Raw genomic sequence first — 14082 nt, 5'->3', positions numbered from 1 at the left:
TGCCGATGCGGCCGGGCTTCCTCCGGGCGGCGGGGCCGCTGCTCGGTCTCGTCGCGCTGCTCGGAGCGGCCCGGGCCGAGGAGCTTCCGAGCCTCGGGGGCGCGCGGCTCTCCGGCGTCCAGGTCGATGTCCGGCCGCTGATCGCCCTCGGCGGCGGCACCCCCGCCCTCGAGTTGCGTGAGGATCTGCTCGCCGCCCTGCGGACCGCGTTCGCCGACCGGCTCGGCGGCCGCGGTCCCGTCCTGCTGGTTCGGATCAAGGGTCTGTCGATCAATCCCTATGCCGGGGGCGACGGCGGACGCGGGCGTCTCGGCGGCGGGACCCAGAGCGACTACCTCGACGGCGAGGCCCTTCTCGTCGGGCGCCGAGGTGAAATCCTCGCCCGCCACCCCCAGCTCTCCGCCGTCCCGGCGAGTTCGGGCGGTGCCTGGTACGACCCGGATTCCGAGCGCCGGCGGTTGACCGCCATCGCCGAGCACTATGCGGGGTGGCTGCGGCGCGCCCTGCCCGCGGATTAGGTGGACGGCGCCGCGGATGATTTCGCCCGAGGATTGACCTGGATCACCTGATGTCGGCAGCGTCCGCGATGCCCTCTCCCATCGGCACCTCCGCGCCGCTCCCCGAACTCGCCCAGGCCAGGACCTGGATCGTCACCGACGGCAAGGCGGGCGACGAGAACCAGTGCATTGGTCTCGCCGAAACCCTCGGCCTGCCGTTCGAGATCCGTCGGATCGCACCGCGGCCGCCCTTCGGCTGGATGGCGCCCTGGGGTCCGACCGATCCGCGGGACCGGGCGGGCAGTCCCCGTGGCGTCCTCGCCGGCCCCCTCCCCGACCTGCTGATCGCCTCAGGACGCCGGTCCGTGCCGTACCTGCGCGCGGTGCGGGCCGCCTCGCAGGGCCGGACCTTCACGGCGTTCCTGAAGGATCCGCGCATCGGGCACGATGCGGCGAACTTCATCTGGGTGCCCGATTACGACGACCTGCGCGGACCCAACGTCTTCACGACGCTGACGCCGCCGCACCAGGTCACGCCGGAGCGCCTGGCCGAGGCCCGCGCCAACGCCGACCCCCGCCTGTCCGCGCTGCCCTGGCCCCGCATCGCGGTGCTGGTCGGCGGCGACAGCCGGCATCTCAGCTATCGCCCGGCGGACATGCGCCGGCTCCTGCGCGACCTCGACAAGCTGACCGACGGTGGCTGCTCGCTGATGGTCACCGTGTCCCGGCGCACGCCGCAGAACCTGCGGGACGCCCTGCGGACCATGGTCGCGACCAAGGGCGGCTTCTTCTGGGACGGCGGCAGCCCGAACCCCTATGTTCCGATGCTGGCGATCGCCGATTCGATCGTCGTCACGTCGGATTCGGCGAACATGGTGGGCGAGGCCGTGAGCACCGGCACACCCGTTCTCCTGTTCGACCTGCCGAAGACCTATATCCGTCACAGGCGGCTCTTCGCCGGACTCGCGATGGCGGGGGCCCTGAAGCCCTTCGTCGGCCGCCTCGAGGAACTGCACTACCGGCCCCTGGATGCGACCCCCGTCATCGCAGACGCGGTGGCCAAGGCCTATGCCGATCACCGGGCGCGATGGGCCTGAAGGAGACGAGAGCGATGGCGCACACCCACTCCAAACTCATCATCATCGGCTCGGGTCCCGCCGGCTACACCGCCGCGATCTACGCCGCCCGCGCCATGGTCGAACCGCTCATGATCTCGGGCTTCCAGCCCGGCGGGCAGCTGATGATCACCACGGACGTCGAGAACTACCCGGGCTTCGCCGAGGCGATCCAGGGTCCCTGGCTGATGGAGCAGATGCGCCTTCAGGCCGAGCACGTCGGCACCAAGATCGTGTCCGAGTACATCACCAGGGTCGATCTGAACGTCCGCCCGTTCCGGCTCGAGGCCGATTCCGGCGAGACCTACTCGGCCGACGCCGTGATCATCGCCACCGGCGCCCAGGCGAAGTGGCTCGGCCTGCCCTCCGAGGCCAAGTTCCAGGGCTTCGGCGTCTCGGCCTGCGCCACCTGCGACGGTTTCTTCTTCCGGGGCAAGGAGGTCGTGGTGGTCGGCGGCGGCAACACCGCCGTGGAGGAGGCGCTCTACCTCGCCAATCTCGCCGCCAAGGTCATCGTCGTCCATCGCCGCGGCGAGTTCCGCGCCGAGCGCATCCTGCAGGAGCGGCTGTTCAAGCATCCGAACGTCGAGGTGGTGTGGCACCACGCGGTCGAGGAGATCTGCGGTAGCGAGAAGCCGCCGTCCGTGACCCATGTCCGCCTCAAGGACACCCGCACCGGCGAGATCACGGAGCGCCGGACCGACGGCGTGTTCATCGCCATCGGCCACCAGCCGGCCACCGGGATCTTCGAGGGCCAGCTCGCCATGCGCGATGGCGGCTACATAGACACCGCGCCGGGCACGACCCATACGGCGATCCCCGGCGTCTACGCGGCGGGCGACGTCACCGACGACGTCTACCGTCAGGCGATCACCGCCGCCGGCATGGGGTGCATGGCTGCTCTCGACGCCGAGAAGTACTTAGCCGCCCTCGAAGTCGGCGAAACACCCCAGCAAGCGGCCGCAGAATAGGAAAATTCCGGCGGACGACGGCGCCATGCGTCTTGCGCGCGGCGTCAAGACAATCGCAAGGTCGAATCACTAACCTAAGCGCTGACGGCATGCGCCGTCGGCGTCACCCGCATGACTCGAAGCCCGCCCCTCCTGCGCTCCGCGCACCCCGGGCGGGTCGAGTCGATCGGGCCTGTCATGGATGTCCGGATCGCGGCTCGGCGGGACGGGAGGCATGATCAGCCGGCGTCGGGTTGCGTATGGGAGTGGACGCCTTGGACTGGGACAAGATCCGCATCTTTCTCAACGTCGCGGAAGCCGGCAGCTTCACGCGCGCGGGCGACGACATCGGCCTGAGCCAGTCGGCCGTGAGCCGGCAGATCAGCGCCCTCGAGCGGGAGTTGAAGGCGCCGCTGTTCCACCGCCACGCCCGCGGCCTGATCCTGACCGAGCAGGGCGACCTGCTGTTCCGCGCGGCGCGCGACATGAAGCTGCGCCTCGAGAACACCAAGGCGCGCCTGGTCGAGACGAGCGAGCGGCCGACCGGCGACCTCAAGGTAACGACGACGGTCGGTCTCGGTACCGCCTGGCTTGCCCAGCGAATCGCCGAGTTCCTCGACCTCTACCCGGACGTGCGCGTCGAGCTCATCCTCACCAACGAGGAGCTCGATCTGGCCATGCGCGAGGCGGACGTGGCCATCCGCATGCGACGCCCGGCCCAGCCGGACCTGATCCAGCGGCGGCTGTTCACGGTGCACTACCACGCCTTCGCGTCGCAGGATTACGTCAAGCGCTTCGGCGAGCCGAAATCCATCGCCGACCTCGACAACCACCGCCTGGTCTCGTTCGGCGGCAACGAGCCGTCCTACCTGCTGGCGACGCACTGGCTCTCCACCGTCGGCCGCGAGGGCCAGGAGCGCCGGACGATCCACTTCACGGTGAACAACATCACCGCCCTGCAGCAGGCCATCGACACCGGCGCCGGCATCGGCATCCTGCCCGACTACGCGGCGGAGGGTCAGGCGGGGTTGGTGCAGGTCATGCGCGAGACCGAGATGCCGCACATGGAGAGCTACCTCGTCTATGCCGAGGAGATGCGCTCGGTAGCCCGCGTCCAGGCGTTCCGCGACTTCCTCGTCGCGAAGGCCCAGCGCTGGACCTATTAGGGCCGGCGCTGGACCTATTGATCCGACGGGGCGATCTCCACCCCGTCGGCCGCCGGCTTCAGACGAACAGGCGCTCCTTCTCGAGCCCCTTGTAGAGGCCGGCGACCTGCTCGCCGTAGCCGTTGTAGATCAGGGTCGGGACGCGCTGGTCGGTGCCCAGCACGCGTTCCGTGGCCTGGCTCCAGCGCGGATGCGACACCGCCGGGTTGACGTTCGCCCAGAAGCCGTACTCGGCCGATTGCAGCCCTTCCCAGAAGGTCTTCGGACGCTCGGCCACGAACGAGATCTTGGTGATCGATTTCACCGACTTGAAGCCGTACTTCCACGGCACCACGAGGCGGATCGGCGCGCCGAACTGGTTGGCGAGCGGCTTGCCGTAGACGCCGGTGGCGATGAAGGCGAGGTCGTTGCCAGCTTCCTCCAAGGTCAGGCCCTCGGTGTAGGGCCAGGGATACAGGAACGACTTCTGGCCCGGCGCCATCGACCGGTCGAGGAAGGTCTGCATCTGAATGTACTTCGCGCCCGAGGTCGGCTTGGCCAGGGCCACGAGCTTCGAGAGCGGGAACCCGGTCCAGGGCACCGACATCGACCAGGCCTCGACGCAGCGGTGCCGGTAGAGCCGCTCCTCCAGCGGCATCTTGCGGATCAGGTCGTCGATCCCGAGGGATATCGGCTTCTCGACGAGGCCGTCGATCGCCACCGTCCATGGGCGAGTCTTCAGGGCGTTCGCGGCCGGGAGGACCGACTTCGAGGTGCCGTACTCATAGAAGTTGTTGTAGTCGGCGCTGTACTTCTCGGGCGTCAGCGGGCGGTCGAGGGTATAGGCCTCGTTGCGCTTGGCCGGGTAGAGGTCGGCGGTGGGATCGGACGCCGCCCGGGCGCCATCCGTCCCGATCAGCGAGGCGGCCGCCAGGCCCGCCGCACCGCCCAGGAGGCGCCGGCGGTCGAGGAAGACGCTCTCCGGCGTCGCGAGATGTTCGGGCATCTCCCATGCCCGGGTGCGCCTGATATGCATGTCGATCCCTCCGTGCGGCGCGAATCGCGGCGCGCCGGCCTGTCGCCCTGACATTGGCCGCACGCGGCGAGCGCGCAAGCCGTCTCGATGTCACCCTTCGCCGGCAGGGATGCGAAGGTTACGGGCGCCGGGGCGTCACGGCGGGGGCGGATCGTCGCGCAGGGCCCGGCGCAGCACCTTGCCCACATTGGTCTTGGGCAGGGCGTCGTGGAAGACGACCCGGCGGGGCACCTTGTAGCCGGTGAGCTGCGAGCGGGCGAAGGTCCGCAGCACGTCGGTGGTCGTCGCGTCGTCCCTGCGCACCACGTGGGCGACGACCATCTCGCCGGTCTCGTCGTTGACGGCGCCCACCACGGCGCATTCGAGCACGCCCGGATGGCTCGCGAGCACGTCCTCGATCTCGTTCGGGTAGACGTTGAAACCCGAGACGAGGATCATGTCCTTCATCCGGTCGACGATGCGGACCTGCCCATCGGGGTTGAGCACCGCCACGTCGCCGGTGCGGAAATAGCCGTCCGCCGTGGTAGCCCGGGCGGTCTCGTCCGGCCGCTTCCAGTAGCCGGCCATGACCTGGGGCCCTTGCACGCAGAGTTCGCCGGGCTCGCCGATCTCGACCTCCCGACCGTCGAGCCCGCGGATCGAGACGTCGGTGGAGGGCAACGGGTAGCCGATGGTGCCGCTCCACTCGGTGAGGTCCGGCGGGTTGACGCAGACCACCGGCGAGGTCTCGGACAGGCCGTAGCCCTCGACGATGGCGCTGCCGGTGATCGCCTTCCACTTCTCGGCGACAGTGGCCTGCACCGCCATGCCGCCGGCGATGACGAAATCGAGCTTCGAGAAGTCGACCTCCCGGATCCTCGGATGGTTGATCAGCAGGTTGAACAGGGTGTTCACCCCGGAGAAGTGGGTGAAGCGCGTACCCTTGAGCATCTTGATGAAGCCGTCGGCATCGCGCGGATTGGCGATCAACAGGCAGCAGCCGCCGACCTTCATGAAGAAGAAGAAGCAGCAGGTCAGTGCGAAGATGTGGTAGAGCGGCAGCGCCGTGACCATGACGCGCGCCTGCCCGTCATCGGCGGAGACGCGGAACCAGATCCGGCTCTGCTCGACATTGGCCATGATGTTGCGGTGGGTGAGCATCGCCGCCTTGGCCACCCCCGTGGTCCCGCCCGTATATTGCAGGAACGCCAGATCGTCCGGCCCGACGCGGACCCGGACCTTGGGCTTGCCGGTCCCCGCGCGGATCACGGCGTCGAAGCGGACCGCGAGACCGTCGGGGAAGCGATAGGGCGGAACCGCCTTCTTCAGGTGGCGCGAGGCGAGGGTGATCAGCCGTCCCTTCAGGCCGAGGCCGTCGCCGGGGCCGGCCAGGACGATGCGGTCGAGGGCGAGGTCCGGCAGGGCCTGCATCACCGTGTGGGCGAAGTTCTCCAGGACGAACAGGATGCGCGCACCCGAATCGTTCAGCTGCGCCGTCAGTTCGCGCGGGGTGTAGAGGGGATTGACGTTGACGACGGTGCAGCCGGCGAGCAGCACGCCGAAGATCGTCGCCGGATAGGCGGCGACGTTCGGCATCATGATCGCGACGCGGTCGCCCTTGGCGAGGCCCTGCGCGGCGAGCCAGGCCGCCACGGCCTCGGACGATGCGCCGAGGGCCGCGTAGGAGACCCGGGCGCCGAAACTCTCCAGGGCCGGACGCGCGGCCGAGCGCGCCATGCAATCCTCGAACAGATCGACCAGCGTCCCGAGGCGGTCGACGTCGAGCTCCGCGGGAATGCCCGGCGGATAAGCGGTCAGCCACGGGCGCGCGGCGCTCCGGGTTTCGGCCATGTGGATCCTCCCTGCGACGCGACCCGGCGGCTTCCTGCCCCCTTAGTTCACATCTAAACCATCCTCGGCCATCCCGGCGGCGGGATCAAGCGGCGGCATGGAGCCGACGGGAACGATCCTGACGCATCGTCAGCCCATTACAGCTCAGGTGCGGCAGAAAGGCGATGCAGGCCAGCGCCACCGCTAACACGGCATCGGTCATCGTCATCGAACGGCGCGGCCAGATGCCGAAGCCCGCCGCATGGGCGAGACCGAGCACCGCCAGGGCGAACCAGAGGGTGAGGTAGCGCAGCAGGATCCCGGCGATCGTCCGCAGCCAGCGCCGCGGGCGCTGCGGCGGCCGGTTGCCGATCAGCAGGGCGCCGATGCCCAATGACGTCGCGAACAGGGTGGCGGCCAGTGCCGACCCGAGGGCGTAGGCGGCCGGCATCGCCTGCTGAGTCAGGAAGGCGGTGCCGCCGCTGGCGAAGGCGAGGCGCAGGGTCACGCCACCGAAGGTGGGATGCAGGCAGACCGCCAGGAACAGCGCCAGGGCGAGCGCCCCGCCGACGAGGCGACGGGGCCAGCCGGCGGGGCCCGGCCGGACGACCCGCAGGCCGAGGCAGGCGAGCCCGTAGACGATCGCCACGGCGAAGAGCGGGTAGCGATCGAGGAAGAAGCCGTAGAAGCGGGCTTCGAGCTCGGGCGGCAGGGCCGCCCGCTGGTCGAAGCCCGTGACGAAGGCGACGGCGACCGCCAGGATCGCGGCTGCCAGCGGGATCGCGGCCGGCAGCACGCGGCTCAGGCCTCGTAGTTGTCGCGCACCAGGCGGTCAAGCAGGCGCACGCCCCAGCCCGCCCCCCAGCTCCGGTTGATCTCGCTCGCCGACGAGGACATCGCGACGCCAGCGATATCGAGATGCGCCCACGGCACGTCGTTCACGTAGCGCTTCAGGAACGAGGCCGCCGTGGCGGCACCACCGTGGCGGCCGCCGGAGTTCTTCATGTCGGCGAACTTCGAGTCGATGGCCTTGTCGTAGGCCGGGATCAGCGGCATCCGCCACACGGCCTCGCCCGTCGCCTCGCCGGCCGCCGCGATCTTGGCCGAGAGGGCGTCGTCGTTGGAGAACATCCCGGCGATGTCCTGGCCGAGCGCCACGATGATCGCGCCCGTCAGGGTGGCGAGGTCGATCATGAACTTCGGCTTGTAGGAGCCCTGGATGTGCCAGAGCACGTCGGCGAGGACGAGGCGGCCCTCGGCGTCGGTGTTGATGACCTCGATGGTCTGGCCCGACATCGAGGTGATGATGTCGCTCGGGCGCATGGCGTTGCCGTCGGGCATGTTCTCGACGATGCCGATGGCGCCCACGACGTTGACCGTCGCCTTGCGGCTGGCAAGGGCGTGCATCGTGCCGACCACGCAGGCGGCGCCGCCCATGTCGCCCTTCATGTCCTCCATGCCGCCGGCGGACTTGATCGAGACGCCCCCGGAATCGAAGCACACGCCCTTGCCGATGAAGGCGATGGGCGCCTCCGACGGATCGGCGGCGCCGTTCCAGCGCATCACCACGACGCGGGCCTCCTTGGTGGAGCCCTGAGCCACGGCGAGGAGGGCGCGCATGCCGAGCGCCTCGAGCTTGCCGGGGCCGAGCACCTCGACCTCGACGCCGAGCTGCGTCAGCGCCTCGGCACGGCGGGCGAATTCCTCCGGGTAGAGGACGTTCGGCGGCTCGTTGACGAGTTCGCGGGCCAGGATGACGCCGTCGGCGACGGCCTCCGAGACCTTCGCGGCGGCCTCGGCGGCGGCGACATCCGCCACCATCAGGGTCAACGCGGTGCCCTTCGCATCCTCGCCCTCGGGCTTCTTCTTGGTCTTGTAGCGGTCGAAGCTGTAGTGGCGCAGGCGGGCACCGAGGGCGAAGTCGGCGGCATTCGCCGCGGTGACGTCGAGGCCGGCGAAGATCAGGGCGACATGGGCGCTCCGGCCCGAGACCTTGCTGGCGGTGAAGCCGCCGAGCGCCGGCCAGTCGATCTTGGCGCGATCCTTCTCCGAGCCGAGGCCGATCACCAGGAGGCGGTCGGCGTCGAGGCCGGCCGGCGCGGGCAGCGCCAGGGCCGACAGGGACTTGCCCTTGAAGCGCTCGCCCGCGGCCGCGCGGGCGACGAGATCGGCCACGCCGCCACCGATCGCCTTGGCCACGGCCGGAGCCAGGGCGAGATCGTCGCCGACGAAGAGGACGACGTCGCCTCGGCCCACCGGACCCAGGGACCCGAACGCGATCGTAATTCCGTCCGCCATGACGCTAGCTTTCCGAGGATTGGGCTCGAACGAACGGTGCGTTCGAAGTCGTGCGTGCAAGATGTGCGGAGCGGCACGGCATTGGACGTGCCCCTCCAGGCGCTTCTGTGTACCTGTTGAGGCAGAGAACGCAACGCGACCGGACGGCCCTGAAAGGGCCCGAATCGGCGCGCCCGGATCGGAGTCGACGGCCGGGGGGCGGGACGGGTAGAAACGGGCGGGGCCGAGCCTCGCCAGGCGAGGCGGGAGGCGATCCGCGGGACGCCGATCCACGAGAACCCATGACGCAGATCGAGCGCTACATCTTCAGAATCGCGCTCGGGGCGTTCTTCGCCTGCCTCGTCGGCCTCACCGGCACGATCTGGGTGACGCAGGCCCTGCGCGAGCTCGACCTCATCACCGCCAAGGGTCAGACCCTGGTGATCTTCTTCCTCATCACCGGCCTGTCGCTGCCGACGCTGATCACCGTGATCGCCCCGGTGGCGCTGTTCATCGCGGTCGTCTACGCGCTGAACAAGCTGAACGGCGATTCCGAGCTCATCGTGATGTCGGCCGCTGGCATGCGGCCCCGCCAGATCCTGCGGCCCTTCCTCAGCCTCGGCCTCGCCGTCAGCCTCGCGGTGGCCTTCCTGACGATCCAGGTGATGCCGTCGTCCTTCCAGGAATTGCGCGACGTGCTGACCCGGGTGCGGGGCGACTTCATCGCCAACGTGGTCAAGGAAGGGCAGTTCACCAGCCTCGACAGCGGCATCACCTTCCACTTCCGCGAGCGCGGCCCGGGCGGGGCCCTGCTCGGCCTGTTCATCCAGGACAAGCGCGAGGCCGGCAAGTCGGTGGTGTATCTCGCCGAGCGCGGCCAGGCGCAGGAATACGGCGGCCAGAGCTACCTCGCCCTCGAGAAGGGCAGCATCCATCGGCAGCAGAAGGATTCCCGCGACGCCTCGATCATCACCTTCGAGCGCTACACCGTCGATCTCGCGGCCTTCACGCCGCCCGATGCCGAGCTGGTCTACAAGCCGCGCGAGCGCGCGACGGCGCAGCTGCTGTTCCCCGACACCAGCGAGACCTACTACATGCAGCAGAAGGGCCGCTTCCGGGCCGAGCTGCACGACCGGCTCTCGTCCTGGCTCTACCCGCTCGCCCTTACCTTCATCGCCTTCGCGGCGCTGGGCGACCCGCGCACCACGCGCCAGGGGCGCGGCCTCGCGGTCGCGGGGGCGGTCCTCGCCGTGGTGGTGGTGCGCATCGGCGGCTTCGCCGCCTCCAGCGCGGCCGCCCGCAGCCAGGGCGCGGTGATCGCGGTCTACGCCGTGCCCCTCCTCGCCATCCTGATCTCGGCGGTGATGATCTTCAACGGCGCGGCGGTCCGGGACTGGAACACCCGGGTGAGCCGGGCCGCGGCCGGGTTCTTCGGACGCTTCGGCCGGCGCCCGCGCCTCGGCGTGCAGTGAGACGGGGCTGACGCGATGCTGATCGGCGCCACTCTCGGCCGCTACTTCGCGATGCGCTTCGTGCGCACGATCCTGGGCGTGTTCCTCACGGTGTTCACGCTCGTCTACACCCTCGATTTCGTCGAGCTCCTGCGCCGCGCCGGCGACGCGGAGGGCGCGTCCACAGGTTTGATGGCGCAGCTCTCGCTCTACCGGACCCCGGCCGTGGCCGAGGGCGTGCTGCCGTTCGCGATCCTGTTCGGCTCGATGGCCGCCCTGCTCCAGCTCTCGCGCAAGCTCGAACTGGTGGTGGCCCGGGCCGCCGGCATCTCGGCCTGGCAGTTCCTGCAGCCCGGCGTGTTCGTGGCGCTGGCCATCGGGGCCTTCACGGTCGGCGTCTACAACCCCGTTTCGGCACTGATGAAGCAGCGCTCCACCGAGATCGAAGCGAAGATCTTCGCTCGCTCGACCAAGGCCAATTCCGGCAAGGACCTGTGGATCCGCCAGCGCAGCCTCGACGGCCAGGCGATCATCCGGGCCGACACCGCGGTGGAGGGCACCACCACGCTCGCGGGCGTCTCGGTCTTCACCTTCGACGAGGCCGGCGTCTTCACCGCGCAGATCGAGGCCGCCAAGGCCAGCCTGCACGACGGCTACTGGGAGCTGAACCAGGCCCGGGTGATGGCCAAGGGCCAGCCGGCCGAGACCTTCGACACCTACCTGATCGCCTCGACCCTGGTGCCCTCGCAGGTGCGGCAGCGCTTCACGCCGCCGGAATCCGTGCCTTTCTGGCAACTCCCCGAGACCATTTCACGCTCCGAGCGGGCGGGCCTCGACGCCACCCGCTACCGCCTCCAGTACGACGTGCTGCTGGCCAGGCCCGTCCTGTTCCTGGCCATGGTCCTGGTGGCGGCCAGCGTTTCCTTAAGGTTCTTCCGCTTTGGTGGGGTGGGCAAACTGGTGCTGGGCGGCGTGGCGGCGGGGTTCGTGCTGTACGTCGCGCGACAGGTGCTGGAAGGCCTCGGTGCCTCGGGAATCGTGACGCCGGCTGTGGCGGCCTGGTTCCCGGCCGTGGTAGGGAGTCTCCTTGGTACGCTCACGCTTCTCTATCAGGAGGACGGCTGATGTCGGACTCGGTGGTGGCGATGGGGCGAAGGCCTTGGCAGGAGTTGGGACTGGCGTTGCGTAAGGTCGCCGACATCACGTTGGCCACGGGGTTCGTGGTGCTGCTCACGGCCGTCGCCCCCGCGGCGCCTGGCGGGCAGGCGCTCGCCCAGGGGGCATCTAGGGCCGGCGCCCCGAAGGCGACCGCCGGCAAACCGGATTCGGGCAAGCCCGCCGAGCGCCTCCTCGTGGAGGCCGCCGAGCTCGTCTACGACAACGACCGCAACACCGTGACGGCCCGCGGCAACGCCGAGCTGCATTACGGCCCGCGCACCCTGCAGGCCGACCGGGTGATCTACGACCGCCAGGCGAGCCGCGTCTTCGCCGAGGGCAACGTGCGCCTGACGGAGGCCTCGGGCGCCGTGGTCACCGGCTCCAGGATGGAGCTCACCGACGACTTCAGGAACGGCTTCATCGACGCGCTGCGCGTCCAGCAGAGCGTCCAGCTGAACGGACAGACCGTCCGCACCCGCTTCTCCGCGCCCCGCGCCGAGCGGATCGAGGGCGACAGCACGAGCTTCGAGTACGGCACCTACACCGCCTGCGAGCCGTGCAAGAACAACCCGGAGACGCCGCCGCTCTGGCAGATCCGCGCCACCAAGATCGTCCACAACAACCAGACCCACACCGTCGCCTTCGAGGAATCGACCCTCGAGATCGGCGGCATCCCGGTCGCCTACCTGCCGTATTTCGAGACCGCCGACCCGACGGTGAAGCGCAAGACCGGCTTCCTGACGCCGCGCTTCCTGACCTCGACGGCGCTGGGCTCCGGCCTCGCGACCCCGTTCTTCGTCAACCTCGCGCCGAACTACGATCTCACCCTCTCGCCGGCCTTCCTGAGCAACCAGGGCGTCCTCGGCCAGGCCGAGTTCCGGCACCGGCTGGAGACCGGCTCGTACAATCTGCGCCTGTCCGGCATCTTCCAGACGACGCCGAGCGCCTTCCTGCCCGGTCCTCTGGGCGCGGGCGACCGCGACTTCCGCGGCTCGGTGGAGACCAAGGGCCAGTTCTACATCAACGACCGCTGGCGCACCGGCTGGGACATCGTCGGCGTCACCGACAAGTGGTTCCTGGACAACTACCGCATCCGCAACCAGAGCATCACGACCGACTACTTCCGCGAGGCGGTGTCGACCGGCTACCTGATCGGCCAGGGCGACCGCTCGTGGTTCGAGGCACGGGGCTACTACTTCAAGGGCCTGTCGAGCTTCGACTGGCAGAAGGAACAGCCCTTCGTCGCGCCGGTGATCGACTACGACAAGCGCATCAACGGGCCGGGCTTCCTCGGCGGCGAGGTCCGCTTCGAGGCCAACATCACCAGCCTGACCCGTCAGGCCACCGACTTCCAGGCGGTCCAGAGCCCGACCGCCTACCTGCTGACCCCGACGATCAACGGCAAGACCTACTACCTCTACGAGACGTGCACCTCGTTCTCGCGCGGCCAGTGCGTGATCCGGGGCCTGGCCGGCACGAACACCCGCGCCTCGGCCCAGCTCTCCTGGCGCCGCAGCTTCATCGACGATGTCGGCCAGGTCTTCACGCCGTTCGCCTACCTGCGCACGGACGCGTTCTTCGTCGACCCGCGCACCTCGGGCTACCAGAACGCCCTCTCGGCCAACATCGCGACGCAGGACTCGGATTTCTCGGGCCGGGTGCTGCCCGCCGTCGGCATCGACTACCGCTACCCGTTCGTCAGCAATTTCGGCCCCCTCGGCGTCCACACCCTGGAGCCGATCGCCCAGGTCATCGCGCGCCCGAGCGAGACCCATATCGGCCGGCTGCCGAACGAGGACGCGCAGAGCCTGATCTTCGACGACACTTCGCTGTTCGAGTGGGACAAGTTCTCGGGCTACGACCGGGTCGAAGGCGGCGTACGCACCAACATCGGCGCGCAGTATTCCGTCGTGACCCCCGCGGGCTGGTACGCGAACGTCATGTTCGGCGAATCGATCCAGATCGCCGGCGTCAACTCGTTCCGCCGCGGCGACATCGCCAATGTCGGCCTCGATTCCGGCCTCGACAGCCGGGCCTCGGACTTCGTCGGCCGGTTCCAGCTCTCGCCGAACCAGCACATCACCTTCATCACCCGCGGCCGCTTCGACCACGCGGATCTCGGGGTGAACCGGCTCGAGACCGGCGTGATCGCCCGCCTCGCGCCCTTCGCGCCGATCGACCTGTCGGCGTTCTACTCCTACTACAAGGCACAGCCGGCCCTCGGCTTCGCCAACCGCCGCGAGGGCATCACCGCCTCGGCGACCTACCACGTGACGCCGAACTGGTTCGTGACCGGCTCCGCCCTCGTCGATCTGTCCCACTACCTCGACGTGCGCGACAACTTCCAGACGGCCTACGCCTCCTACCTCGCGAACCCCGTCGGCGCCGCACCGGTCTACAGCAACCCGGGCCGGGCCTATCTCTCGGGCATGAGCATCGGCGGCGGCTACCAGGACGAGTGCACCACGGTCTCCGTCAACTACATCGTCTCGCCGGTGGCGGCCTCGCTCGGCACCAGCGAGCGCAACAGGACGGTGCTGCTGCGGCTCGAACTCAAGACCCTGGGCGAGGCGGACTTCCGCCAGAACCTGAACACGGCCATCACGGCCGACGGCATCTCGACGGTCCGCTGAAGCGGCCCACC

General features: G+C 69.3%; 11 protein-coding genes. 7 read left to right on the top strand and 4 right to left on the bottom strand.

What is annotated here, in order from left to right:
* Positions 1-5: 5 nt before the first annotated feature.
* From ASF49_RS02905 to ASF49_RS02890, 4 genes are all read left to right on the top strand, one after another.
* Entirely contained in the window at positions 6-518 is a 513-nt protein-coding gene (locus ASF49_RS02905) for a hypothetical protein (RefSeq protein WP_056467994.1), read from the top strand.
* A 50-nt stretch (positions 519-568) separates the two neighbouring features.
* Complete coding sequence (locus tag ASF49_RS02900) at positions 569-1594, top strand: mitochondrial fission ELM1 family protein (protein ID WP_056467334.1); 1026 nt, start codon at positions 569-571, stop codon at positions 1592-1594.
* Between the two features lie 14 nt (positions 1595-1608).
* A complete protein-coding gene (trxB, locus tag ASF49_RS02895; RefSeq protein ID WP_056467991.1) occupies positions 1609-2583 on the top strand; it encodes a thioredoxin-disulfide reductase in 975 nt (324 codons plus the stop codon).
* A gap of 254 nt (positions 2584-2837) precedes the next feature.
* Positions 2838-3728, top strand: coding sequence for a LysR family transcriptional regulator (locus ASF49_RS02890; protein WP_056467988.1), 891 nt, complete (start codon positions 2838-2840; stop codon positions 3726-3728).
* Positions 3729-3786: 58 nt separating this feature from the next.
* On the opposite strand, the gene msrP is transcribed toward ASF49_RS02890, so the two are convergent.
* From msrP to ASF49_RS02870, 4 genes are all read right to left on the bottom strand, one after another.
* On the bottom strand, positions 3787-4743 hold the full coding sequence (gene msrP, locus ASF49_RS02885; protein ID WP_056467332.1) for a protein-methionine-sulfoxide reductase catalytic subunit MsrP: 957 nt from the start codon (positions 4741-4743) through the stop codon (positions 3787-3789).
* Between the two features lie 135 nt (positions 4744-4878).
* Positions 4879-6573, bottom strand: coding sequence for an AMP-binding protein (locus ASF49_RS02880; protein ID WP_056467329.1), 1695 nt, complete (start codon positions 6571-6573; stop codon positions 4879-4881).
* A gap of 85 nt (positions 6574-6658) precedes the next feature.
* Positions 6659-7348 (bottom strand): hypothetical protein, encoded by a 690-nt coding sequence (locus tag ASF49_RS02875; RefSeq protein WP_200930002.1) that lies wholly within the window; start codon positions 7346-7348, stop codon positions 6659-6661.
* A gap of 5 nt (positions 7349-7353) precedes the next feature.
* A complete protein-coding gene (locus ASF49_RS02870; protein WP_056467327.1) occupies positions 7354-8850 on the bottom strand; it encodes a leucyl aminopeptidase in 1497 nt (498 codons plus the stop codon).
* 281 nt (positions 8851-9131) lie between these two features.
* Between ASF49_RS02870 and lptF the strand changes: the two genes are divergently transcribed.
* The 3 genes from lptF to ASF49_RS02855 are packed head-to-tail and all read left to right on the top strand — an operon-like array spanning position 9132 to position 14071.
* Positions 9132-10301, top strand: a complete 1170-nt coding sequence (lptF, locus tag ASF49_RS02865; protein ID WP_056467324.1) for an LPS export ABC transporter permease LptF — start codon at positions 9132-9134, stop codon at positions 10299-10301.
* A gap of 15 nt (positions 10302-10316) precedes the next feature.
* Positions 10317-11405 (top strand): LPS export ABC transporter permease LptG, encoded by a 1089-nt coding sequence (lptG, locus tag ASF49_RS02860; protein ID WP_056467321.1) that lies wholly within the window; start codon positions 10317-10319, stop codon positions 11403-11405.
* Positions 11405-14071 carry an LPS-assembly protein LptD gene (locus ASF49_RS02855; RefSeq protein WP_243214312.1) on the top strand — a complete coding sequence of 889 codons (2667 nt, stop codon included), beginning with the start codon at positions 11405-11407 and terminating at the stop codon, positions 14069-14071. Before lptG ends, ASF49_RS02855 begins: the two co-directional genes overlap by 1 nt.
* The last annotated feature ends 11 nt before the right edge of the window (positions 14072-14082 follow it).

It is taken from the genome of Methylobacterium sp. Leaf104 (genome assembly GCF_001422885.1).
Taxonomy (GTDB): Bacteria; Pseudomonadota; Alphaproteobacteria; order Rhizobiales; family Beijerinckiaceae; genus Methylobacterium.
Note: the sequence above shows the minus strand (reverse complement) of the source record. Positions and strands in the feature narration are given on the sequence as shown.

Coding starts and splice junctions, on each gene's coding strand:
- ASF49_RS02905 (WP_056467994.1), top strand. CDS start 6: ATGCGGCCGGGCTTCCTCCGGGCGGCGGGGCCGCTGCTCGGTCTCGTC.
- ASF49_RS02900 (WP_056467334.1), top strand. CDS start 569: ATGTCGGCAGCGTCCGCGATGCCCTCTCCCATCGGCACCTCCGCGCCG.
- trxB (WP_056467991.1), top strand. CDS start 1,609: ATGGCGCACACCCACTCCAAACTCATCATCATCGGCTCGGGTCCCGCC.
- msrP (WP_056467332.1), bottom strand. CDS start 4,743: ATGCATATCAGGCGCACCCGGGCATGGGAGATGCCCGAACATCTCGCG.
- ASF49_RS02880 (WP_056467329.1), bottom strand. CDS start 6,573: ATGGCCGAAACCCGGAGCGCCGCGCGCCCGTGGCTGACCGCTTATCCG.
- ASF49_RS02870 (WP_056467327.1), bottom strand. CDS start 8,850: ATGGCGGACGGAATTACGATCGCGTTCGGGTCCCTGGGTCCGGTGGGC.
- lptF (WP_056467324.1), top strand. CDS start 9,132: ATGACGCAGATCGAGCGCTACATCTTCAGAATCGCGCTCGGGGCGTTC.
- lptG (WP_056467321.1), top strand. CDS start 10,317: ATGCTGATCGGCGCCACTCTCGGCCGCTACTTCGCGATGCGCTTCGTG.
- ASF49_RS02855 (WP_243214312.1), top strand. CDS start 11,405: ATGTCGGACTCGGTGGTGGCGATGGGGCGAAGGCCTTGGCAGGAGTTG.